At 53.9% G+C, this 19887-nt stretch carries 20 protein-coding genes and 2 tRNA genes; 14 read left to right on the top strand and 8 right to left on the bottom strand.

Annotated features, from left to right (window positions below):
- Positions 1-15: 15 nt before the first annotated feature.
- Complete coding sequence (locus E3E29_RS09980; RefSeq protein WP_167910850.1) at positions 16-594, top strand: HTH domain-containing protein; 579 nt, start codon at positions 16-18, stop codon at positions 592-594.
- Here E3E29_RS09980 and E3E29_RS09975 read toward each other — a convergent pair.
- The 3 genes from E3E29_RS09975 to E3E29_RS09965 are packed head-to-tail and all read right to left on the bottom strand — an operon-like array spanning position 562 to position 3439.
- Positions 562-1830, bottom strand: coding sequence for a site-2 protease family protein (locus E3E29_RS09975; RefSeq protein WP_167910849.1), 1269 nt, complete (start codon positions 1828-1830; stop codon positions 562-564). The two genes, E3E29_RS09980 and E3E29_RS09975, sit on opposite strands and share 33 nt — an antisense overlap.
- A 40-nt stretch (positions 1831-1870) precedes the next feature.
- On the bottom strand, positions 1871-2269 hold the full coding sequence (locus E3E29_RS09970) for a DUF126 domain-containing protein (protein ID WP_167910848.1): 399 nt from the start codon (positions 2267-2269) through the stop codon (positions 1871-1873).
- Positions 2270-2278: 9 nt separating this feature from the next.
- The gene (locus E3E29_RS09965; RefSeq protein ID WP_167910847.1) at positions 2279-3439 is read right to left on the bottom strand and encodes an aconitase X catalytic domain-containing protein; all 1161 of its coding nucleotides are present in this window, start codon (positions 3437-3439) and stop codon (positions 2279-2281) included.
- Between the two features lie 92 nt (positions 3440-3531).
- Here E3E29_RS09965 and E3E29_RS09960 point away from each other — a divergent pair.
- Positions 3532-3606, top strand: a tRNA-Met gene (locus E3E29_RS09960).
- Here the strand turns inward: E3E29_RS09960 and E3E29_RS09955 are convergent.
- Positions 3604-4467 (bottom strand): LAGLIDADG family homing endonuclease, encoded by an 864-nt coding sequence (locus E3E29_RS09955; RefSeq protein ID WP_167910846.1) that lies wholly within the window; start codon positions 4465-4467, stop codon positions 3604-3606. The two genes, E3E29_RS09960 and E3E29_RS09955, sit on opposite strands and share 3 nt — an antisense overlap.
- A 149-nt stretch (positions 4468-4616) precedes the next feature.
- Between E3E29_RS09955 and E3E29_RS09950 the strand changes: the two genes are divergently transcribed.
- From E3E29_RS09950 to E3E29_RS09920, 7 genes are all read left to right on the top strand, one after another.
- Entirely contained in the window at positions 4617-5072 is a 456-nt protein-coding gene (locus E3E29_RS09950; protein WP_167910845.1) for a 30S ribosomal protein S15, read from the top strand.
- A 28-nt stretch (positions 5073-5100) separates the two neighbouring features.
- The gene (locus tag E3E29_RS09945) at positions 5101-6522 is read left to right on the top strand and encodes a DHH family phosphoesterase (RefSeq protein ID WP_167910844.1); all 1422 of its coding nucleotides are present in this window, start codon (positions 5101-5103) and stop codon (positions 6520-6522) included.
- Entirely contained in the window at positions 6512-6772 is a 261-nt protein-coding gene (locus E3E29_RS09940) for a KEOPS complex subunit Pcc1 (protein WP_167910843.1), read from the top strand. Before E3E29_RS09945 ends, E3E29_RS09940 begins: the two co-directional genes overlap by 11 nt.
- Before the next feature lie 15 nt (positions 6773-6787).
- Positions 6788-7390 carry a 30S ribosomal protein S3ae gene (locus E3E29_RS09935; protein ID WP_167910842.1) on the top strand — a complete coding sequence of 201 codons (603 nt, stop codon included), beginning with the start codon at positions 6788-6790 and terminating at the stop codon, positions 7388-7390.
- A gap of 169 nt (positions 7391-7559) precedes the next feature.
- Complete coding sequence (locus tag E3E29_RS09930; protein WP_167910841.1) at positions 7560-8600, top strand: M42 family metallopeptidase; 1041 nt, start codon at positions 7560-7562, stop codon at positions 8598-8600.
- A 124-nt stretch (positions 8601-8724) separates the two neighbouring features.
- On the top strand, positions 8725-9258 hold the full coding sequence (gene cyaB / locus E3E29_RS09925; RefSeq protein ID WP_167910840.1) for a class IV adenylate cyclase: 534 nt from the start codon (positions 8725-8727) through the stop codon (positions 9256-9258).
- Positions 9259-10116, top strand: coding sequence for a hypothetical protein (locus E3E29_RS09920; RefSeq protein WP_167910839.1), 858 nt, complete (start codon positions 9259-9261; stop codon positions 10114-10116). It abuts the gene before it with no gap.
- On the opposite strand, the gene E3E29_RS09915 is transcribed toward E3E29_RS09920, so the two are convergent.
- On the bottom strand, positions 10060-11535 hold the full coding sequence (locus E3E29_RS09915) for a TrkH family potassium uptake protein (RefSeq protein WP_167910838.1): 1476 nt from the start codon (positions 11533-11535) through the stop codon (positions 10060-10062). The genes E3E29_RS09920 and E3E29_RS09915 overlap by 57 nt on opposite strands.
- Before the next feature lie 96 nt (positions 11536-11631).
- On the opposite strand from E3E29_RS09915, the gene map reads away from it, so the two are divergent.
- Positions 11632-12519, top strand: coding sequence for a type II methionyl aminopeptidase (map, locus tag E3E29_RS09910; RefSeq protein ID WP_167910837.1), 888 nt, complete (start codon positions 11632-11634; stop codon positions 12517-12519).
- A 153-nt stretch (positions 12520-12672) separates the two neighbouring features.
- Here the strand turns inward: map and E3E29_RS09905 are convergent.
- Positions 12673-12758: transfer RNA gene (locus E3E29_RS09905), tRNA-Ser, on the bottom strand.
- A gap of 155 nt (positions 12759-12913) precedes the next feature.
- Between E3E29_RS09905 and E3E29_RS09900 the strand changes: the two genes are divergently transcribed.
- On the top strand, positions 12914-14086 hold the full coding sequence (locus E3E29_RS09900; RefSeq protein WP_167910836.1) for a CBS domain-containing protein: 1173 nt from the start codon (positions 12914-12916) through the stop codon (positions 14084-14086).
- Between the two features lie 58 nt (positions 14087-14144).
- Here E3E29_RS09900 and E3E29_RS09895 read toward each other — a convergent pair whose 3' ends face one another.
- Complete coding sequence (locus tag E3E29_RS09895) at positions 14145-15080, bottom strand: calcium/sodium antiporter (RefSeq protein WP_167910835.1); 936 nt, start codon at positions 15078-15080, stop codon at positions 14145-14147.
- Positions 15081-15174: 94 nt separating this feature from the next.
- Here E3E29_RS09895 and E3E29_RS09890 point away from each other — a divergent pair, with 94 nt between their 5' ends.
- Positions 15175-16410 (top strand): 2,3-bisphosphoglycerate-independent phosphoglycerate mutase, encoded by a 1236-nt coding sequence (locus E3E29_RS09890; protein WP_167910907.1) that lies wholly within the window; start codon positions 15175-15177, stop codon positions 16408-16410.
- Between the two features lie 46 nt (positions 16411-16456).
- Here the strand turns inward: E3E29_RS09890 and E3E29_RS09885 are convergent, their stop codons facing one another.
- The gene (locus E3E29_RS09885) at positions 16457-17062 is read right to left on the bottom strand and encodes an MBL fold metallo-hydrolase (RefSeq protein WP_167910834.1); all 606 of its coding nucleotides are present in this window, start codon (positions 17060-17062) and stop codon (positions 16457-16459) included.
- Positions 17063-17191: 129 nt separating this feature from the next.
- On the opposite strand from E3E29_RS09885, the gene E3E29_RS09880 reads away from it, so the two are divergent.
- Positions 17192-18028 carry an aldo/keto reductase gene (locus E3E29_RS09880; RefSeq protein WP_167910833.1) on the top strand — a complete coding sequence of 279 codons (837 nt, stop codon included), beginning with the start codon at positions 17192-17194 and terminating at the stop codon, positions 18026-18028.
- Positions 18028-19884 (top strand): aldehyde ferredoxin oxidoreductase family protein, encoded by a 1857-nt coding sequence (locus tag E3E29_RS09875; protein ID WP_167910832.1) that lies wholly within the window; start codon positions 18028-18030, stop codon positions 19882-19884. The genes E3E29_RS09880 and E3E29_RS09875 overlap by 1 nt, the downstream gene beginning before the upstream one ends.
- Positions 19885-19887: the final 3 nt, after the last annotated feature.

Below are 19887 nucleotides of genomic sequence, written 5' to 3'. Positions count from 1 at the left end.
GAGTCGTGATAAAATATGAAGGTGTCGTACCTCTCCTGTGAGTCGGCCAGTGTGGAGGAGTGCGTTGAATCGTTCACAAAAAAAGCAGAGAGGATTTTTGGTGGAACTGGATGTTACGTATCTTCCGCTGAATTGAAACTGACGTTCGGTGCCTTCATGCATCTCTCAGCCTCTCTCGTTCTTGACCCCTACCGCGTGGGGGGTGGCGTTGTTGTGGAATATTCAAGCGGGAGGGATAGGGAGTCTACCGTTGAGGAGGTTCTTGGGGTAATCAATGCGAGGCTGAAGAGGGCAGATGTCGTGGCGTTTAAGATTGGGACGTACACCACTCCCGTCACTAGGAGAACGTACGCGGTGGGGGTTGCCGTCTACAACCGGGGGGGCATTCATTCTGACGAAGTCCAGGAAACCCCCGAGCGGAGGAAGCTCCTGGCCCACGTCCTCAGCCTCTTCAACTACAACCCAAAGGTTCTCAACATCTCGGAGCTGGCCAGGACCTTTGATGTTTCCAGGGACACCATATACTACGACATCCAGCAGATATTAAAGGAGAAAGCGGAGTCAGCCGGTGTAGAAGGGGGCAGGCGTGGCTGAGACTACGAAGAGCAGGAGCGCCAGCAGTGCCAGGAGTTTTCTGCTCGTTGGGATCGGTGAGACCTCATCAAGGGCCCCCGGATTTCCGGCTTTTCCAATGAACAGGACGAGTATCCCCCAGAGGAGCCACCCAACCCAGAAATAGCTCAGAAACATGAGGCCGAACCCAAGGGCCAGGGTTAAGTACTCGTGGTTTCTGGCATTCATGAATGCCCTCGCAACGTGACCACCGTCAAGCTGGGCAGCGGGGATTAAGTTGAGGAATGTGACGAGTATTCCAACCCATCCTGCCATGGCCACGGGGTGCAGGAACACCATGACGTCCCCGCTGGCCGCGCTTCCGAGTGCCAGCTTTTCCAGGAACATGAAGAGAAGGTTGGAGCCCATGTAGAACTCGTTGCCAGTGTGAGGGACGATACTCATGGGGACCACAACTGAGAGTCGAAGGCCTATTACAGTCACAGGAATCGCCACCAGGATGCCCGCTATTGGCCCGCTAACGCCGAGGTCTATCGCAGCTTTTCTGGTTGGAATGGGGGACTTAACGCGTATCACTGCCCCCAGTGTTCCAAGTATGTTTGGAAACGGTATAAAGTAGGGATATGTGGATTTCACGCCGTGAAGGGTGGCCGCTATCTTGTGGCCCATCTCGTGGGTTCCAAGTATCCCAAGGATGCTCAGGGAAAAGGCGAGCGCTATGACGTAGGGGTTCCTATACCCCGGGAGGCCGAACTCGTCCAGCGATGCAATGTAGCTGCGGGCCAGAACGTAGCCTGCCCAGAGGGTTGAGAGCACCGTGAGAAGGAAGAGGGCTATCCCTATCTTGGGGTTGTCGGGCTTGACTTCCGCCGCGGGGAAGATATAGAGCAAAACCCTCTCTCCATCCCTCTTCAGTGCCGCCCAGTAGCCCTTTTCCTCAAGTTCGTGGAGAACCTTCTCGAAGTCTTTCTCATGGATCTCCAACACGGAGAAGACGAAGGTTCCCCCCTCCTCTCCCAGGGGCTGAAGGGAGTAGAACTTTTTGAGGAGCGATTCTACCTCCTGAGGGAGAACCTGGGGGACGTTTGAAGGAGCTTTCATCGGCTGCTTTTTTGCCCCTGGTCCCTCTTCGTCGACGTATCCGATGAGTATCATGTCTCCGCCGCACTTCGGGCAGGCTCCCTCAAGTAGCGGCTCCGTCGAGTCCATGACCTCCCTGTGGCCACATCTGAGGCACTCGTATACTCCCCGTCTCATCTCAACTCACTGTATGTCTTTTGAACGGGGCCTTAAAAGTCTACTCTTCCCCTTTGATTTCGACCTCTCCGGTTTCTGCGTCAACCATAACCCTCATTCCACTCCTCAGCTTTGAAACGTCTATCCCCTGTACCATTGGAATTCCCGCTATTATGGCACCGGTTGCCACTATCGTCTCGGCTTCACCAACGATTATCGCCTTCGGGGCCTTTCCGTTCTTTTTGAGCGCGTAGATGACGTAGGAGCCAACCGTCGAGCCTTTGCCGCGAGGGAAGGCCAGTATCTTCTCTGCTATGCTCTCCCCTCTGATGTCGCTCTCTGCATCGGTAACGATTCCCGTCTCCGGGTCGACGCCACCGAGGAAGGAGAGGGGCTTTTGAGAGACTATGAGCTCTCCCTCAGCTTTTCCACCCACAACCTTCTTCCCCTTGAGCTTCATTTTCTCACCTCACGGAGCCTCCTTTATCAGGTTCTCCGCGTCGTCGAGCCGCACGTTGAAGCCGAACGAGCGGAAGTAAAAGGCACTCTTACCACTGTTGGTCGCTATCCCGCTGTACCAGCCCTTTATCGGAGATACCACGAAGCAGGAATCGGGTATGATCCTGCCGTTGTAGCGCTCTATGGTTTCAGTGTAACCAAGGGCATCTGCTAAAGCCTTCACGGCCCTGCTCGCCGTTATGAAGAGCGGTATCTTGAGCGGCCTCCCGCGCACCCTCAGGAGTTCCGCTATCTCCTTGATCTCTGGCAGGGAGGCGTGGGGGCAGCCGATGAGTATCATGTCTATCCCACTCCATTCCTCGCTGAACTGCTCCCTCACCGCTTTTATGTCGGAATCTTCGACGGTTATCGTTTCCAATTTGTCGGTTATGGCTTCTCTATACTCCGGTGTTTCACCTTCGACGTGGTAGAGAGCCACGCTCCCGCTCGCGGCCATCGCCGCCCCCATTTCCTTTAAAAACTCCGTCATGGCGGGTTTTATTCCTCTGATGTATGGCACGTCGTTGCCAAGGGTTCTGCCGAGGTGGTATCCCAGGGCCGCGTAGTCCACAAAAGTTTCCACTTTGGCCTGAACGTCCACCATCACCGTTGCTTTTCTGTTCTCGTCGAGGTGAAGGCCGTAGTTAGGGGTCTTGCCAACGATTGCAGCGGCGAGGCTCGAAGGCCCGCCCTCCCTGTTGGTTCTCGCACCTATCACGGAGTTCGCGAAAATCACCGCTGAGCTCTCGCTCCAGGCTATGTGGTCGCCGAACTTGGGAAGGTTTGCGCCGTAGTAGGGGGTGCAGGTGGATGTGGTTTCTATGCCCATCTCCCTGTAAAGCTCAATAACCTGCATCTGCTTCTCCATGAATTCATCGTCGCCTATCCCGGCCGGGTTCAGCGTTGTGTAGACGGAGACCTTTGCTCCAGCATTAACGAAGTCCCTCAGGAACTCAACACCTGCCTCACCGATGTTCTTGTATGAAACCCCAGCCACCTGGGCGCTCTTGATTGGGATGAGCTGATCGGCACCGTAGATGTCGCCGAGTGCAACCAGTATCTCCATTGCCTTCTGGAGCGCATAGCCGTACTCTCCAGCCAGAATAAGCTCCTCTTCCTTCGTGAGGTACATTCTATCACCGTGAAAATTAGGGGGCCCGGAGTTATAAATCCGTATCCGCAAGATTTATAAACCCTGTACGGTTCATTAAGAACGGGTCGAGCAGCGGGGTGGGGCAGCTAGGAGTGCCCGCCGGGCTCATAACCCGGAGGTCGGCCGTTCAAATCGGCCCCCCGCTATATAGAACTTTTTGTGTAGTTTTCTTCCAATTTTTGTGTTTTCTGTTGTGATAACCCAAAAAAGTTGATCAACTTGTTCTGTTTTCGGGATATAGTGAATCCGACTTCACGCATGTATCTGTAAACACTTTCGAGTCGATATATCTTAAGTGTGAACAGGTCGGAAGTGTAATGATATTGCTCCCCTCTTATGACTACAGGTTGTCCTTTTCTTTTTGTTCTGTATATCTTGGAATATATATCGAGTCCGTTTAGCAATTCCTGACAGAATTCCAGGACTTCCTTATTGTAGTTACAAGCTTCTACTCTAATACGATTCCTTGTGATGATAGCGCTCCCCTCGCTGTCAAAGAATCCCCTCAGGAATTCCCTCGGATATTTCGTTGCCACTTCAAAAAGACGCTCTTTTGACCCCTTCAGGTACAGGTAAAGACTCTTGCTGGATGTCTCAACGTACCAGCGACCGCTTCTTGTCCTGTCGTTCTCGAATCCTGACCTTGGTTTTAGTCCAATATCTTTTAATGCCTCAGCAAACGCGTCTGCGAATTCTTTGTCCACTACCTTTAATTTGACGTTGTATTTGTATTCTGCCCCTTTAGTCGCTGTGGCGTCTCCAAAATAAACCCCGATTATGTATGCGAGCGCAGGAGACGAATCGAGGTTTACCCTTTTCATCTTGTTGAACGTGTTATGTGTCCCTTTGCACCAGCGAAGAACCGTCGCTTTGGAAACCTTCACGTCGAGCTCTTCTGAGATTTTTCTTACAATCTGCGAGTAGCTTAATCCTTTCTCTCTGAGTTCCAGCGTCAGTTTTTGCACTTCCTCCAGCTCTTTCTGAGACAGGTTCCTCAAGGTTCGCATGATAACTATTTGAATTTGGGATTTAAAAACTTTGTTTTTTAGTAATTCCTCCTCCGTCCGAAAGCGGGCAAACCTTTTTAAACTCCTTCCGCAACGCCGATGCGAAGGGGCGGCTGGCTTTAGCTGGCCGTCACCCGGAGGTGTATGATATGGCAAGGATACACGCGAGAAAGAGGGGAAAATCCGGTTCAAAGAAGCCACCGAGGACCGCCCCGCCGGCCTGGGTTGAGTACACGGCGGAGGAGGTTGAAGGGCTCGTTATCAAGCTCAGGAAGGAAGGATACAGCGCGGCCATGGTAGGGACGATTCTCCGCGATCAGTACGGCATCCCGAGCGTCAAGCTGATAACCGGGAAGAAGATAACCAAGATCCTCGAGGAGAACGGTCTCGCTCCTGACATTCCGGAGGACCTCATGTCCCTCATCAGGAAGGCCGTCAACCTTAGGAAGCACCTTGAGCAGCACCCGAGGGACATCCACTCAAGGCGCGGCCTCCAGCTCACCGAGAGCAAGATCAGGCGCCTCGTCAAGTACTACCGCAGGACGGGCAAGCTCCCGGCCAAGTGGCGCTACGATCCGGAGCAGGCAAGGCTCCTTGTCCGCTGACCCTTTTCCTTCTTCTTAAGGTGATAGCATGGACAAGGGAGCTTTCCTTGAGCGCGTCAGGGAAGGGGCCGAGTTAATCAAGATGCACATCGAGCTAGGCCACACTATCAGACTCATCTCCCACCGTGATGCCGATGGTATAACCGCGGGGGCGATTCTGGCGAAGGCAGTGACGAGGGAAGGCGGCAGGTTCCAGCTCAGTATAGTCAAACAGGTCAGTGAAGAGCTAATAAAGGAGCTGGCGGCTGAGAAGAGGAAAATCTACGTTTTCAGCGATCTCGGCAGCGGTTCTGTCTCGCTCATCGAGGAACACTTGGAAGATGCGACGGTCGTCGTTGCCGACCACCACCCTCCGGAGAGGGACTCCTTTTCATCGGATTCACACGTTATCGTTAACCCGGTTCCGTTCGGTGCCAACAGCGTCCGCGATTTGAGCGGCTCCGGCGTCGCGTACTTCATTGCCAAGGAAATGAACCGCGACAACAGGGATCTTGCATACATTGCGACCGTTGGGGCCGTTGGAGATATGCAGGAGATAGATGGCCAGTTCCATGGCATGAACATCGACATCCTTGAAGATGGGAAGGAACTGGGTACCCTTGAGGTCAGAAAGGAGCTCAGGCTCTTCGGCAGGGAAAGCCGGCCCCTAAGGCAGATGCTCGCCTACGCCACCAACCCAGAGATACCGGAGATAACGGGGGACGAGAGGAAGGCCATAGAATGGCTCCGCACGAAGGGCTTTGACCCGGACATTCACTACTGGCAGCTCAGAGAGGAGGAAAAGAAACGGCTTCATGATGCCCTGGTTCTCCATATGATAAAGCACAACGCTCCTAAGGAGGTAATAGACCGCCTCATAGGTGATGTTGTCCTCAGCCCTCTTTATCCCGAAGGAGACCCCAGACACGAGGCCAGGGAGTTCGCCACGCTACTGAACGCGACAGGAAGGCTGAACGCAGGGACTGTAGGCGTGGCCATCTGCCTCGGCGACGAGGAGGCCTACAGAAAGGCCAGGAAAATGCTCGATGACTACAAGAGGGAGCAGATAGAGGCCAGGAAGTTCATCGTGCAGAACTGGAGCATGGCGGAGGAAGGAGAGCACTCCTACGTCTTCTACGCCGGCAAGAACATCCGCGATACACTCGTTGGTATAGCGGCCAACATAGCGATAAACGGCGGACTGGCCGACCCTGAGAAGCCGGTTGTGGTAATAGCGGACAGCGATGAGGACGAGAGCCTCGTGAAAGGCTCAGCCAGGACGACGGAGAGGGCGCTTGCGAAGGGTTACCACCTTGGGGAAGCTCTGAGGGAAGTGGCCGAGAAGCTCGGTGGAGAAGGGGGTGGACACGCCATAGCCGCTGGAATACGCTTCCCGAAGTCCCGTCTAGATGAGTTCATTAAGCTGTTCGACGAGACCCTAGGAAAGCAGGTGAGGAAGGATGGAGATTGAGGCCAGGGTGGAGATAATGTGGCACTACGAGAATCCCACGAAGGCGAGGGCCGTTGCCGAGTCAGTCCAGGTGGACAACGTGAGCATCCCCCCGGGCCTTAAGAAAAGTTTAAATGTGGAAACCCTATGCGAAGATGGAAGCGTCAGGACAAAGGTTAAATACCGGGGTGAGGTTGATACACTCATCAAAGCGCTTGACGATCTGGTGTTTTCGGTCAAGATCGCCGAAGAAATCACCGAAAAGGTCTGAACCGGAGGTGTTAAGATGGCGAAGGCTAATCCGAGAAAAAGGGCCGCTGCGGCAAAGGATAAGTGGAAGTTGAAGGAGTGGTTTGCTGTTTACGCTCCTGACTTCTTCGGGAGCAGGGAGATAGGGCTTACCCCAGCTGATGAGCCGGAGAAGGTCGTGGGAAGGGTCATCGAGACCACCCTCAAGGACGTTACCGGGGACTTCACGAAGGGGCACGTTAAGCTGATATTCCAGGTGTACGACGTTAAGGGACAGAACGCCTACACCAAGTTCAAGGGACACACCCTCGCGAGGAGTTACATCCGCTCGCTCGTCAGGAGGAGGACAACCAGGATCGACGGCATATACAATGTCACCACCAAGGACGGCTACAAGCTCCGCGTTATGGGCATGGTCATAGCCTACAGGAGAATCCAGACCAGTCAGGAGAGGGCAATCAGGGAGATCATCAGGGACATAATTTACAAGAAGGCTGGGGAGCTCAACTTCACTGACTTCGTTCTCCAGTCCGTCAGCGGACAGATAGCCGGCGAGATCGCTAAGGAAGCTAGGAAGATCTACCCAATAAAGAGGGCCGAGATAAGGAAGATAAAGGTCCTCGCAGAGCCGGAGGCCTAATGGCCTCTCAGTACCAATTTTACGTTCCTAAGCTTTTTCTCTGGCTTGTGGGTGTTAACCTTAGGTGGACTCTCTATAGGTGTTATCTTTTTTTCTGTGCAAAACCACCTAAAACCTTAAATATCCAACCGAAGACCATTAAGATGAAAATCTAAAGGAGGCGAAAGCCATGGTTGATATGGAACTGCTTAAGAAAATCGTTGAAGCTCCAGGCGTTTCTGGCTATGAGTTTCTCGGAATAAGGGATGTTGTCATAGAGCAGCTGAAGCCCGTAGTCGATGAGATAAGGGTCGACAAGCTGGGCAACGTTATCGCCCACAAGAAGGGAAACGGGCCGAAGGTCATGATAGCCGCCCACATGGACAAGATTGGCCTCATGGTGAACTACATCGACAAGGAGGGCTACCTACACGTGGTTCCGATTGGTGGCGTTGATCCGAGGAACCTCGTTGCCCAGAGGATTCGCTTCTTCACGGACAAGGGGGAGCGCTACGGCGTCGTCGGCCACATTCCGCCGCACATTCAAACCCCTGAAGACAGGAAGAAAGCAGCTGACTGGGACACCATAGTGATTGATGTTGGCGCCGATAGCAGGGAGGAAGCTGAGGAGATGGGCTTCCGCGTTGGAACTGTTGGCGAGTACGCTCCTGCATTCACCCAGCTCAACGAGAACAGGATTGCCACTCCATATCTCGATGACAGGGTTTGCCTCTACACAATGATAGAAGCTGCCAAGAGGCTGGAGAGCCACGAGGCTGACATCTACTTCGTTGGCTCCGTCCAGGAGGAGGTTGGTCTAAGGGGAGCGCACGTCGCGAGCTATGCAATAAACCCTGAGATTGGAATAGCGGTGGACGTCACCTTCGCCAAGCAGGTCGGCGACAAGGGCAAGATAGTTCCGAAGCTCGGCGGCGGCCCGGTTATGGACGAGGTTGGCCCGAACATCCACCCAAAGGTCAGGCGCTTCGCCGACGAGATAGCCAAGAAGTACGACATCCCGCTCCAGGCCGAAGCATCACCGAGGCCGACCGGAACTGACGCCAACATAATCCAGATGGCGAGGGAGGGCGTTGCCACAGCGGTTCTGAGCGTTCCGATAAGGTACATGCACAGCCAGGTGGAGACTGCTGACTTGAGGGACGTAGAGCAGACCATAGAACTCGCCAGACACTTCCTTGAGGAGCTTCGCCCGATGGACCTTACTCCGTGAACACGGCCTTGTGTTTTCTCTTTCCTTAATCCTTAATATCCTCATTCTCTAAGCGTGCTTTTCCTCGAAAAGGTTTAATATGGCTTTCCCATAACTACTTTTGAATTTCTGAGAGGGGAGGAACATGATAGAGGTGGAACTCAAGGGTTATGCTAATGAGGCTGTGTTTCAGCGCGTCAGGGAGAGATACCGCTTTCTCAGGAAAGAGAACCATGAGGACACCTACTACACCCATCCGTGCAGGGACTTCTCTGAGACTGACGAGGCGCTGAGAATCCGTATCAAGCGTTTTGATGGTCATTTTGAGGCCGTTATTACGTACAAGGGCCCAAAGCTCGATGAAAGGTCAAAAACTCGCCGGGAGATTGAGGTCCCCATCACAGACCCGAATAAGCACAGGGAGATCCTTGAGGCCCTTGGATTCTCCGAGGTAATGAGGGTTCGTAAAACCCGGGAGAAGTACTACGTGGAAAAAGGTGTCGTTATAACCCTGGACGAAATCGAGGGGCTGGGCAAGTTCGTGGAGATAGAAAAGTTGACTGAAGAAGAGGAGGAAATTCCAAAAACCGTGGAAGAACTCCGGGGAATCCTTGAATCTCTTGGTGTGGAGAGGTTTGAAAGGCGCTCCTACCTCGAACTCCTACTGGGGAGGGCCTGAATGGGAAAGCTCGACGAGCTCTTCGGGAAGCTCAGTGAATCAATGGGAGGGGATTCGAAGTCAGACCTGGAAAGACTTGAGTCTATCGAGGAGTTCTTGTCCTCTGGAGATTTTGAAGCCGCCCTGAGAGAGCTGGAGAGGATTAAGAAGGAGGAGAACCTGTACGTTGGAGCCGTTATCTTTGTCAGGACCCTGGTAAATCCCCCCGATGACCTTCCGCTTAACGGCTCCATAGCGCTGGAGTATCTAACCAGACTTCTTCCTATCATAAACGGGATAGAAAACTGGCGTTACAGGGCTCTGGCGCTTTCGGAGGTTGCCATGGCATTTTACCTCCTTGGAGACGAGTTCAACGGGGACCTCGCCCTTAAATCTGCCCTTAACCTTGGTAAGGTGGCCGGTGATGACGTCCTGTCGAGCATGCTTCGGGAGCTTATAAAGAGGGAGCTTATTGAAAAGGCCGCCCATGCGTTTTCCCTGGTCAGGGACAGAAAAAGGATCGATTTTCTTCTCAGTCAGCTTGTGGAGGTTCTTTACCTTTCAGGGGAGCTTGAAAAGGCGGATGCGGCTCTGTCACACATTCAGGATCCTTTTTACAAGGCGATTGCGCTGTACAACCTTGCCCTCGTTGAGGCAGGCAGAGATAAGAACGCGGCCCTTGCGTTCGTTGAGAACGCCATTAAGTTCGCGGAGGAGATAGAAAACAAAAACGCGAGGATAGAGCTTTTAATCAAACTTGGAGACCTGAAGGCCCAGCTTGCGGGGAAAGGGATTTCTCTGGCGGAGCTTATTCTAAGGCCCTCACCTTCCGAGCTTTCGGAACATGGCGAGCACGCTGACGATGAAAACCAGGATTGAGAATATCTCCAACCTCCCAACCCACATGAGGATTATCAGGAGGGTTTTAACGTCTACCGGCAGGGTAGGGGAGGTTATTCCAACGCTGAGCCCAACGTTACCCTGGGCGGAGGCCGTTTCAAAGAATGCATCAACGAGGGGAACGTTCAAGCGGAGCATGATGTACAGTGTGCCGACCAGAAGGAAAGCGAGGTATGTTATTGTAAACCCTGTTACCTCTTGGACGTCCTCGGAGGTGAAGACATAGTTCCCGACTTTCCTCTTTATTACCGCTCCCTTTGGGAGGAGGGACTGCTGAACCGTCCACTTAAGGCTCTCGTACATCAACGTAAAGCGGATGAGCTTTATACCGCCGGCAGTGCTCCCCGCGCCACCTCCTATGACCATCAGAAGGCCGAGGACGAACTTTGAGAGCTCCGGATAGTTCGCGAGGTTTGATATGTCAAATCCGGTACAGCTTATAGCTGAGACGGCGTGAAAGACCGCCTGTATTATTGCATCTCCAAGCGTGTCCCCGTGCTGGACGAGGTCGTAGGCTATTATTGCTATTGCGGGGACTACAAACAGGAACATGTACCTGACCTGAACGTCTTCGAAGAACGGTCTGAGGCTCTTTTCCTTGAACATCCTGTAATGGACGGTAAAGTTGACGGCACCCATTATCATCAGGAATATCGTTATGGCATCTATGCTCATGCTATGGAAGTACCCTATACTCTCATCGTGGGTGCTCATACCGCCAGTTCCAAGGCCGGTCATCGCATGCGTGAGTGCATCGAAGAGGCTCATGCCGTTTATGTAATACAGATACGTACCGAGGAGAGTTAGGATTAGGTATATCTCAAATATAACCCTCGCGGTGTTTGCGAGGTTTGGAAGGATCCTCTCGCTCCTAGCCTCGGCCTTGTACAGCCTGGCGGCAGCGACACCTGGCCTTATGAGGACAGTGAGGGCCACCAAAACGATGCCTATTCCTCCCAGCCACTGCATCCACGCGCGCCAGAAGAGCAGTATCCTTGGATAGCTCTCCAGGTGGCTCATCATCGTGAGCCCTGTTCCAGTCCAGGCGCTCATGCTCTCAAAGTATGAGTCGATGAAGCTCATCCCCGCTATCCTCATGAACGGGACGACGCTCACGAAGGAAGCGAACAGCCAGATGAACGCCGCGGATATCATGGCCTGTCGGAGGTTAACGTCCTCGATCTTCCCCTGATGACGTGACATCCAGGCCCCGAGGAGGATGCTGAGGAAGCCGGGCACCGCGAAGTAGTAAACGTAGCGGACCTCATCAGGATGGAACCACACGAGCAGAACTGGAATCAGGTACGCTACTCCAACGCCCTCAAGGATGGCCCCGATTAGATTCCTGACTACGAAGAGGTCTTCCGCCAAGTTCACGTACTTACTGAACTCGAACATGGTTCCATCACCCTACGGATGGAGGGAGGGGATAAAAGGTTTTCGAGCGGCAAAAGGTTTAAGGGTTAGGGCATCCTAAAAGAAGTGGTGTTGAGAATGGACGAAGTAGAGGCACTCATAAAAGCCGGTGAAATCGCCAGGCAGGTCAAGAAGGAAGTAGCCCCGATGATAAAGCCCGGGGCAAAGCTCTATGACATAGCGGAGTTTGTAGAGAAGAGGATCGTTGAACTCGGTGGGAAACCAGCATTTCCGTGTAATCTCTCGATAAACGAGCAGGCCGCCCACTACACCCCCTACAAAGGCGATGAGACCGTCCTGAAGGAAGGGGACTACCTCAAGCTCGACCTCGGTGTTCACGTTGATGGGTATATAGCCGATACCGCCCTCACCTTCCGCGTTGGCATGGAGCCCGACGACCTCATGGAGGCGGTTAAAGAGGCCCTTGACAACGCCATAGCAACGGTTAGGGCCGGTGCAAGGATCAGGGACATAGGGAAGGCGATAGAGGATACCATCCGTGGAAAGGGCTTTAATCCGATAGTGAACCTCAGCGGCCATAAGATAGAGCGCTACAAGCTCCACGCGGGGATAAGTATCCCTAACGTCTACCGCCAGGCGGACACCTACGAGCTGAAGGAGGGGGATGTCTTCGCCATAGAGCCCTTTGGAACCACTGGGGCAGGTCAGGTGACGGAAGTTCCGCCGGCGCTGATATTCATGTACGTCCGCGACAGGCCAGTCAGGAACGTTCACGCGAGGAGGCTTCTCATAAGGATTAAGAACGAGTACAAGACCCTCCCCTTCGCCTACCGCTGGCTCCAGGGGTTCTTGACGGAGGGACAGCTTAAACTCGCCCTTTCACAGCTTGAGCGGGCTGGAGCGATATACGCATATCCCATCTTGAGAGAAGTGCGCGGAGGAATGGTGGCACAGTTTGAGCACACGATGATAGTCGAGAAGGACGGGGCACTCGTGACAACCTGATTTTTTGTTTCTCTTTTTGTTGTCTTGTTCTCCGTGTAATGTTTTCTGAATAGTCCATTGCTACGCTGCATGTATATTGACTATTCAACTTGCTATGGTTGGCAGGAGAATCTGTAAGAGAAAGGGGAGTGAAAACCCTCATGGGCTCGGCGTTGGCGCCGGGGCAGGGATTTGAACCCTGGTGGGCAGGGCCCACTGGATCTCGAGTCCAGCGCCTTCCCAGGCTAGGCTACCCCGGCACTTCAGGGGTTCACTACAGCCCGGTGTTTATAAATCTTATTGCCTTCCCTGCAGGAAGGCGAAAAATTTATTAACCTGTATTTACTAAAACCATCACGGTTGCAAAGGTTTAAATTGTTGGGCACCCTACTAAATAGTGCAGGGAGGTGACAGCATGGTCGGAATTCTCGTGCAGGAAGTTATGACCGACAGGTTCCAGAAGATAGACGTCGACGCCCCGCTTTCTGAGGCGATAGGAATACTGGAGAAGGAAGACCCGGACCTGATTCTGGTTTTTGATGGGAACCTGTACAAAGGTGTCCTGACGCAGGACCTGATAGTCCGCTCCCACCTCAAGTGGGACCCGACTAAGGCCAAGGTTAGGGATGTCTACAAGCCCGCCCCGGTTTTGAAGCCCGATGAGGACCTCAGCAGGGCGGCCAAACTGATGCTTGAGGTTGACCTCCGCTCTCTCCCGGTTGGTGAATCCAAGGCGGAAATCATGGGTGTTGTAAGTGATATCGTCCTCCTCGAAAGGGTTGCCCGGGGGGCCTTTGGTAAGGAGAAGGTAAGCGGGTACATGACGAGGGACGTTATAACCCTGAGCCCTGACGACACGGTTGCCAACGCACTGGCCACGATGCGCGACAACGCTATCTCTAGGATACCCATAGTGAGCGAGGGGGGCAAACTTGAAGGACTCGTCACGCTTCACGACCTCATAATCCGCTTCCTTAAGCCCCGCTTCAAGGCTCAGTATGGTGAGGTGGCTGGTGAGAAGATACCGCCCTTTAGCATGCCCCTTAGAGATATCATGATACGCGGTGTCATAACCGTTTCCCCGGACACAACGGTTAGAGAGGCAGTCAGCATCCTTAAGGAGAACAACATAGACGGCCTCGTTGTCGTCAATGAGAACGGTAAGGTTGTTGGCATACTGACCGTCAAAGACCTTCTGCTCCCGATATCAAAGATGACAGAGAAAGAGGCCCGCTTCTACCTCCAGCTGGCCGGTGATGCCCACGTACTAAGCGACTTCAGCAGGGAGAGGATAATAAGCGACGTTAGGCGCTTCATAGACGGCTACGAGGACCTTCTTGGTCAGGAGGGGGTAATCTACCTCTACATCAGGCGCTTTAAGGAGAAGTTCAGGGGAGTGCACCTCTACCAGGCCAGGATGAGAATCGTCACGGATAGGGGAGTGTTCGTGGCAACGGGTGAGACATGGGGAGCAATTCAGGCAGTCCACGACGCCCTCAGGGCGATAGAGAGGCAGCTGCTACAGAAGGTGGAGCTCGAAAAGGACGTCCGCTACGCAAAGAGGTTTATAGAGAAGCTTGAATTCTGATCCCTTTTCACTTCTTTCCCGACAAAATCTTTTGAGAACTTTGGGTAAAATAAGAAGCTCAAAGTTCGGTTCCCGAAAACAGCAAAACCAGATAAACCGCGTATAGGACCAAAAAGTAAACCCCTATTTTCCTATCAAGGCCCCCTGACCTTTTGAGTTCCCAAATCATCGGCAGCATCGCCATGAGAACGAGGATTATCGTAAGAGTTGAGGCTCCCGTGGGGATCGGACGTATCAGCGACGCCAGCCCCAGAACCACAAGGGCGTTCATGATGTTGGCCCCTATGATGTTACCGACGCTTATGCTTCCGCGCTCCCTCAGGGCTCCATAGATAGCATTGGTCATCTCAGGAAGGGAGGTGCCGACGGCGACTATGGTGGCACCTATAACATACTCCGCCACACCAAGGGCCTCGGCAATGTTCCTGCCACCGTAAACGACGAGTCTCGCCCCAATGACCATCAAGCCCCCGTAGATCAAGAGAAGGGCGTAATCCTGCGGCATTGCTCTGACGTGGTGCTTCTCCTCCCCCTTCACTCCCACCACAAAGTGTTTTTTATAAAGCCATCTCAGGTAGAGGGCGTAGGCGGTGAGAAGAAGGGCACCATCCAAGCGGGAGAGTGAGCCGTCAACCGACAAAAGCATCAGGAAGCCGAGGGAACCTAACATGACGAGGGAGTTCTCGTAGGCAGCGCTTCCTGCTTTTAGGGGTTTTATAACTGAGGCAAGACCGAGGACCAGTGCAATGTTGGCGAAGATGCTCCCAAGGGCGTTTCCTAAAGCTATTCCTTCAGCTCCCGTCAGGCTGGCCATAGTGCTCGTCGTTATCTCTGGTAGGGTCGTTGCGAGGCTTATAACGACGAGACTTATTATCAGAGGGGAAACACCGGCCTTTCCCGCCACTTCTACGATTTTATCCGACAGTCTGTCACCGAAGATGACCAGAAGGATTATCCCAAAGACTATTGAAAGGCTCCACACCAGCACCCCCACTTTTTCTCACCGGGAGAAGTTTGAGGGGGGTTTCATAAACTTTCTGTCCGGCAAAGCTTTAAACCCACTGCATTAGTCACTACTGGTGATAGACATGAAGCAGAGGAAGGGGCTTCTGATAATCCTCGACGGTCTCGGCGACAGGCCGATCAAAGAGTTCGGCGGAAAGACCCCGCTGGAGTATGCGAACATTCCGAACATGGACAGGCTCGCCAGGATGGGAATCCTCGGCCAGCAGGACCCGATAAAGCCCGGCCAGCCGGCAGGGAGCGATACTGCCCACCTCAGCATCTTCGGCTACGACCCTTACAAGGTCTACCGCGGCAGGGGCTACCTTGAGGCCATGGGCATCGGCCTCGATCTGAGCGAGGAGGATTTAGCGTTCCGCGTCAACTTCGCCACCATCGAGAACGGAATCATAACCGACAGGCGCGCGGGCAGGATAAGCACGGAAGAAGCTCATGAGCTTGCCAAAGCTATCCAGGAGAACGTCAAGTTCCCTGTGGAGTTCATCTTCGCTGGTGCGACCGGCCACAGGGCCGTCCTCGTCCTCAAGGGCATGGCAAAGGGCTACCGCGTCGGGGAGAACGATCCACATGAAGCTGGAAAGCCGCCCCACAGGTTCACCTGGGAGGACGAGGAGAGCAAGAAAGTAGCAGAAATCCTTGAGGAGTTCGTCCAGAAGGCCCATGAAGTCCTTGAGAGGCACCCGATCAACGAGAAGCGCAGGAAGGAAGGAAAGCCCGTTGCCAACTACCTCCTCATCCGCGGTGCCGGAACATATCCAGACATACCGATGAAGTTCACCGAGCAGTGGAAGGTCAAGGCCGGGGCAGTTATAGCGGTCTCGCTCGTCAAGGGTGTTGCCAAGGCGATAGGCTTTGACGTTTACACCCCAAAGGGGGCAACCGGCGAGTACAACACCGACGCTATGGCCAAGGCAAAGAAGACCGTCGAACTGCTCAAGGACTACGACTTCGTGTTCCTCCACTTCAAGCCGACGGATGCAGCCGGCCACGACAGCAACCCGAAGCTCAAGGCCGAGATGATAGAGAAGGCCGACAGGATGATAGGCTACATCCTTGAGCACATCGACCTTGAGGATGTCGTCATAGCGATAACCGGCGACCACAGCACTCCCTGTGAGGTCATGAATCACAGCGGCGACCCGGTTCCGCTCCTCATAACGGGCGGTGGAGTAAGACCCGACCAGACCGAGAGCTTCGGTGAGAGGGAGTGCATGCGCGGCGGAATAGGCAGGATAAAGGGCCACGACATAGTGCCCATAATGATGGATCTTATGAACAGGAGCGAGAAATTTGGGGCTTGAGGTCTATTCTCCTTTCTATTCTCCCCTTAGGCTTCTGTATCATGCACTAAATTCCCATTCTCTCAACGAGCCCTCTCAGCTTATCCTTCCCGTTCCCGATCAAAGGTTCCCCGTGCGCCGGAAGGAGATTCTCGAAATCTATCTCCAAAAGTTCGGTTATCCTTCTCCTGTTCATCTCAGGGTCGAGCGAGTACTGATGCGGAACCTCTTCAAGCTGTCCTCCACGCTCAATAACGAGGTCGCCAACGAAGAGGCTCTTTGTTGCTTCATCGAGCAGGCAGATGCTCCCAGTTGTGTGTCCGGGCTTGTGGAATACCTTGAGGCCCTCAAAGGTATCCCCGTCCTTCAGCTTGATATCCGGCCTCAACCCTGTCTTTTCGAAGATAAAACCTTCTTCGTCTTCATGGGCCGCTATTATCGCGCCGGCCTTCTCTTTCAGGCATCTCAGTGATCCCGTGTGGTCGAGGTGGCCGTGTGTCAAAACGATGGCCTTCAACGGCTTTCCGAGCTCTCTAGCGACCTCAAGAATTTTCTCGCAGGTAGTGTCTATCCCCGTATCGACGGCTACGAGATACTCTCCACGGTCGATGAGGTAGGCGTTCACGAATGTATCAAAAATCCGGTATATCCCGGGGAGGACTTCCCGAACCATCTGCCATCACCGGCTTAAATTTGTATCTCAACCCTGAAATCTTTTTCGATCCTCCATTTCTTCCCCCGTTTTATCGTTCAGAGGGAAACCTTAATTAAGGTCGAGTTCCAAATCGTTTTGGTGTGAAAGATGAAGAGGGTTAGAGTTTTTGACGACCTTAAGAGGATAGGCGATGACAGGATTACGGCCATCGGCATGGGCACCTGGGGAATAGGAGGCTATGAAACCGCCGACTATTCAAAGGACAGGGAGAGTGTCGAGGCTCTGAGATATGGCCTTGAGCTCGGTATCAACCTCATAGACACTGCTGAGTTCTACGGCTCCGGCCACTCGGAGGAGCTCGTTGGAGAGGCGATAAAGGAGTTTGAGCGAGAGGATATATTCATTATCAGCAAAGTGTGGCCGACACACTTCGGCTACGAGGAGGCAAAGAAGGCCGCGAGGGTGAGTGCAAAGAGGCTGGGAACTCACATAGACCTCTACCTTCTCCACTGGCCCGGCGATAGCTGGGAAAAGATCAAGGAGACGCTCCATGCGCTGGAAGAGCTGGTTGATGAGGGGCTCATTAGGTACATCGGCGTCAGCAACTTCGACCTTGAGCTCCTCAAGAGAAGCCAGGAGGAGATGAGAAAGTACGAGATAGTTGCCAATGAGGTCAAATACTCCCTCAGGGACCGCTGGCCCGAAACTACCGGCCTGCTCGACTACATGAAGCGCGAGGGGATTGCGCTGATAGCGTACACCCCGCTTGAGAAGGGAACCCTCGCGAGAAACGAATGCCTCGCGGAGATCGGGAAGAAGTACGGAAAGAGCGCCGCCCAGGTTGCGCTCAACTACCTCATCTTGGAGGAGAACGTGATAACGATCCCTAAGGCGGGAAGCAAGACCCATCTGGATGAGAACTTCGGTTCCATGGGGTGGAGGCTCTTAAAGGAGGATAGAGAAGAGGCGAGGAGGTGTGTCTGATGTACGGCTACCAGAACAAGATAGCGCGCGTGAACCTGACAACGGGAAAGGTTGCCTACGAGAAGCTTCCTGACGAGGTGATAAGTAGGTTCATCGGCGGAAAGGGCCTCGGCTATTACATCATCTATAAGGAGGTTCCGCCGGGGACTGAGCCTCTCAGTCCAGCCAATAAGCTCGCCTTCGCGGCAGGGGGGTTAACTGGCCTCGTTCCGGGTTCGAGTAAGGTCATAGCCGTCAGCAAGAGCCCTGAAACGCGGCTCATCAGCGACTCAAGTGGCGGTGACGCCTTCGGGCCGAAGCTCAAAGGGAACTTCGACGCGCTCATAATTGAAGGGAAGAGCGAAGAACCTGTTTACCTCTACATCCACGACGGAAAGGTCGAGATTAAGGATGCGAGCCATCTCTGGGGCAAGGGCAACTACGAGGTAGCCAAAGAACTCTGGAAGGAATATCCCACGGCGAGCATGGCAATGGTCGGCCCCGCCGGCGAGAGGCTCATCAGGATAGCGGACATTATTTATGATACCGAGAGGGCCAGCGGAAGGGGGGGCCTTGGTGCAGTACTCGGGAGCAAGAAGGTCAAAGCGGTAGTAGTTGAGCCCAGCGAGAAGCCCAAGGTGGCAAACCCCGAGGAGTTCCAGAGGCTCTGGCAGGAGTACTACAACGAGTTCGCCACCAACCCCAAGTACGAGCACACTAGGACTTATGGGACGAGCGACGCCCTCAGAAGTTCTGCCTCGATAGGAATGAGCCCTGCATACAACTTCTCAAGGCCCTACATCCCGGATGAACTGGCAAGCAAACTCGGCGGAGATGAGGTCAAGAAGTACGAGGTCGAGCCGGAGTGGTTCGTTCACGGAAAGAGCTGCCCGATAAAGTGCGCCCGCTACGTTGAAGTGGAATACAAGGGCAGAAAATTCCGCGTCAAGCCCGAATACGAGAGTATAGCCATGCTCGGAGCCGCAACAGGCGTCTTCGACTTCCCGGCAGTGGCATACTTCATTCACCTCGTCAACGACTACGGAATGGACAGCATAGCCACCGGAGCGACGATCGGCTGGCTCTTCGAGATGGCGGAGCGCGGTTTAATCGGCGAGGACGAGATTGGCTTCCCTGTGAAGGGCTTCGGCGATGCCGAGGCTGAAGAGAGGCTCATAAAGCTGATGGCCGAGCGGAAGGGCATAGGGGCAATCCTTGCCGACGGGGTCAAGCGCGCCTGCGAGCGCCTGGGCAGAGGTTGCGAGTTCGCCGTTCACGTCAAGGGCATGGAGAGCCCGGCCTGGGACCCGCGTGGAAGGAGAACATACGGACTGAGCTACGCCACCGCTGATGTAGGCGCCTCCCACCTCCGCGGCTGGCCGAGGCCACACCAGCTCCCGAACCAGGGGCCTGCGAAGGAGCTCGTGCCTTCGCTTATTGAAGGAAGGGACGAGAGCTATATCACCGACATGCTTGGAACATGTAAATTTGTACCCTATAAGATGGAAGACCTGGCTAAACTCTACTCGCTCGCCACAGGCGAGGAGTGGACCGTTGAAGAGCTAAGGAGGAGAGCCTGGGCCGTTGAGAGCATAGCGAGGATACACAACGCCCTCGACTGGGTGACACCGCCGCTTGACGACACGATTCCACCGCGCTGGTGGGAGCCCGAGCCGGACGGGCCGGCGAAAGGCAACGCCGCCTTCATAAACTACAACGACTTCCTCGAAGCGAGAAGGGAGTTCTACAGACTGAGGGGCTGGCATGAGGAGCTTGGTGTCCCGCTACCTGAGACGATGGAGGAGCTCGGCCTTCCAGAGTTCAAGGGGGATGCAGAAAGGGCGCTTGAGACAATTAAGAAGAGGATGGGGCTTTAAAGT

It is taken from the genome of Thermococcus sp. Bubb.Bath (assembly GCF_012027595.1).
GTDB lineage: Archaea > Methanobacteriota_B > Thermococci > Thermococcales > Thermococcaceae > Thermococcus.
This window is presented reverse-complemented; position numbering and strand designations above follow the sequence as displayed.

What these genes read in the sequence shown, in the direction of transcription:
- E3E29_RS09955 (WP_167910846.1), bottom strand. Translation starts at nt 4,467, where the DNA reads ATGCGAACCTTGAGGAACCTGTCTCAGAAAGAGCTGGAGGAAGTGCAA.
- E3E29_RS09930 (WP_167910841.1), top strand. Translation starts at nt 7,560, where the DNA reads ATGGTTGATATGGAACTGCTTAAGAAAATCGTTGAAGCTCCAGGCGTT.
- E3E29_RS09980 (WP_167910850.1), top strand. Translation starts at nt 16, where the DNA reads ATGAAGGTGTCGTACCTCTCCTGTGAGTCGGCCAGTGTGGAGGAGTGC.
- E3E29_RS09970 (WP_167910848.1), bottom strand. Translation starts at nt 2,269, where the DNA reads ATGAAGCTCAAGGGGAAGAAGGTTGTGGGTGGAAAAGCTGAGGGAGAG.
- E3E29_RS09940 (WP_167910843.1), top strand. Translation starts at nt 6,512, where the DNA reads ATGGAGATTGAGGCCAGGGTGGAGATAATGTGGCACTACGAGAATCCC.
- E3E29_RS09975 (WP_167910849.1), bottom strand. Translation starts at nt 1,830, where the DNA reads ATGAGACGGGGAGTATACGAGTGCCTCAGATGTGGCCACAGGGAGGTC.
- E3E29_RS09900 (WP_167910836.1), top strand. Translation starts at nt 12,914, where the DNA reads ATGGTCGGAATTCTCGTGCAGGAAGTTATGACCGACAGGTTCCAGAAG.
- E3E29_RS09965 (WP_167910847.1), bottom strand. Translation starts at nt 3,439, where the DNA reads ATGTACCTCACGAAGGAAGAGGAGCTTATTCTGGCTGGAGAGTACGGC.
- E3E29_RS09935 (WP_167910842.1), top strand. Translation starts at nt 6,788, where the DNA reads ATGGCGAAGGCTAATCCGAGAAAAAGGGCCGCTGCGGCAAAGGATAAG.
- E3E29_RS09890 (WP_167910907.1), top strand. Translation starts at nt 15,175, where the DNA reads ATGAAGCAGAGGAAGGGGCTTCTGATAATCCTCGACGGTCTCGGCGAC.
- E3E29_RS09920 (WP_167910839.1), top strand. Translation starts at nt 9,259, where the DNA reads ATGGGAAAGCTCGACGAGCTCTTCGGGAAGCTCAGTGAATCAATGGGA.
- E3E29_RS09915 (WP_167910838.1), bottom strand. Translation starts at nt 11,535, where the DNA reads ATGTTCGAGTTCAGTAAGTACGTGAACTTGGCGGAAGACCTCTTCGTA.
- cyaB (WP_167910840.1), top strand. Translation starts at nt 8,725, where the DNA reads ATGATAGAGGTGGAACTCAAGGGTTATGCTAATGAGGCTGTGTTTCAG.
- E3E29_RS09885 (WP_167910834.1), bottom strand. Translation starts at nt 17,062, where the DNA reads ATGGTTCGGGAAGTCCTCCCCGGGATATACCGGATTTTTGATACATTC.
- E3E29_RS09880 (WP_167910833.1), top strand. Translation starts at nt 17,192, where the DNA reads ATGAAGAGGGTTAGAGTTTTTGACGACCTTAAGAGGATAGGCGATGAC.
- E3E29_RS09950 (WP_167910845.1), top strand. Translation starts at nt 4,617, where the DNA reads ATGGCAAGGATACACGCGAGAAAGAGGGGAAAATCCGGTTCAAAGAAG.
- E3E29_RS09875 (WP_167910832.1), top strand. Translation starts at nt 18,028, where the DNA reads ATGTACGGCTACCAGAACAAGATAGCGCGCGTGAACCTGACAACGGGA.
- map (WP_167910837.1), top strand. Translation starts at nt 11,632, where the DNA reads ATGGACGAAGTAGAGGCACTCATAAAAGCCGGTGAAATCGCCAGGCAG.
- E3E29_RS09945 (WP_167910844.1), top strand. Translation starts at nt 5,101, where the DNA reads ATGGACAAGGGAGCTTTCCTTGAGCGCGTCAGGGAAGGGGCCGAGTTA.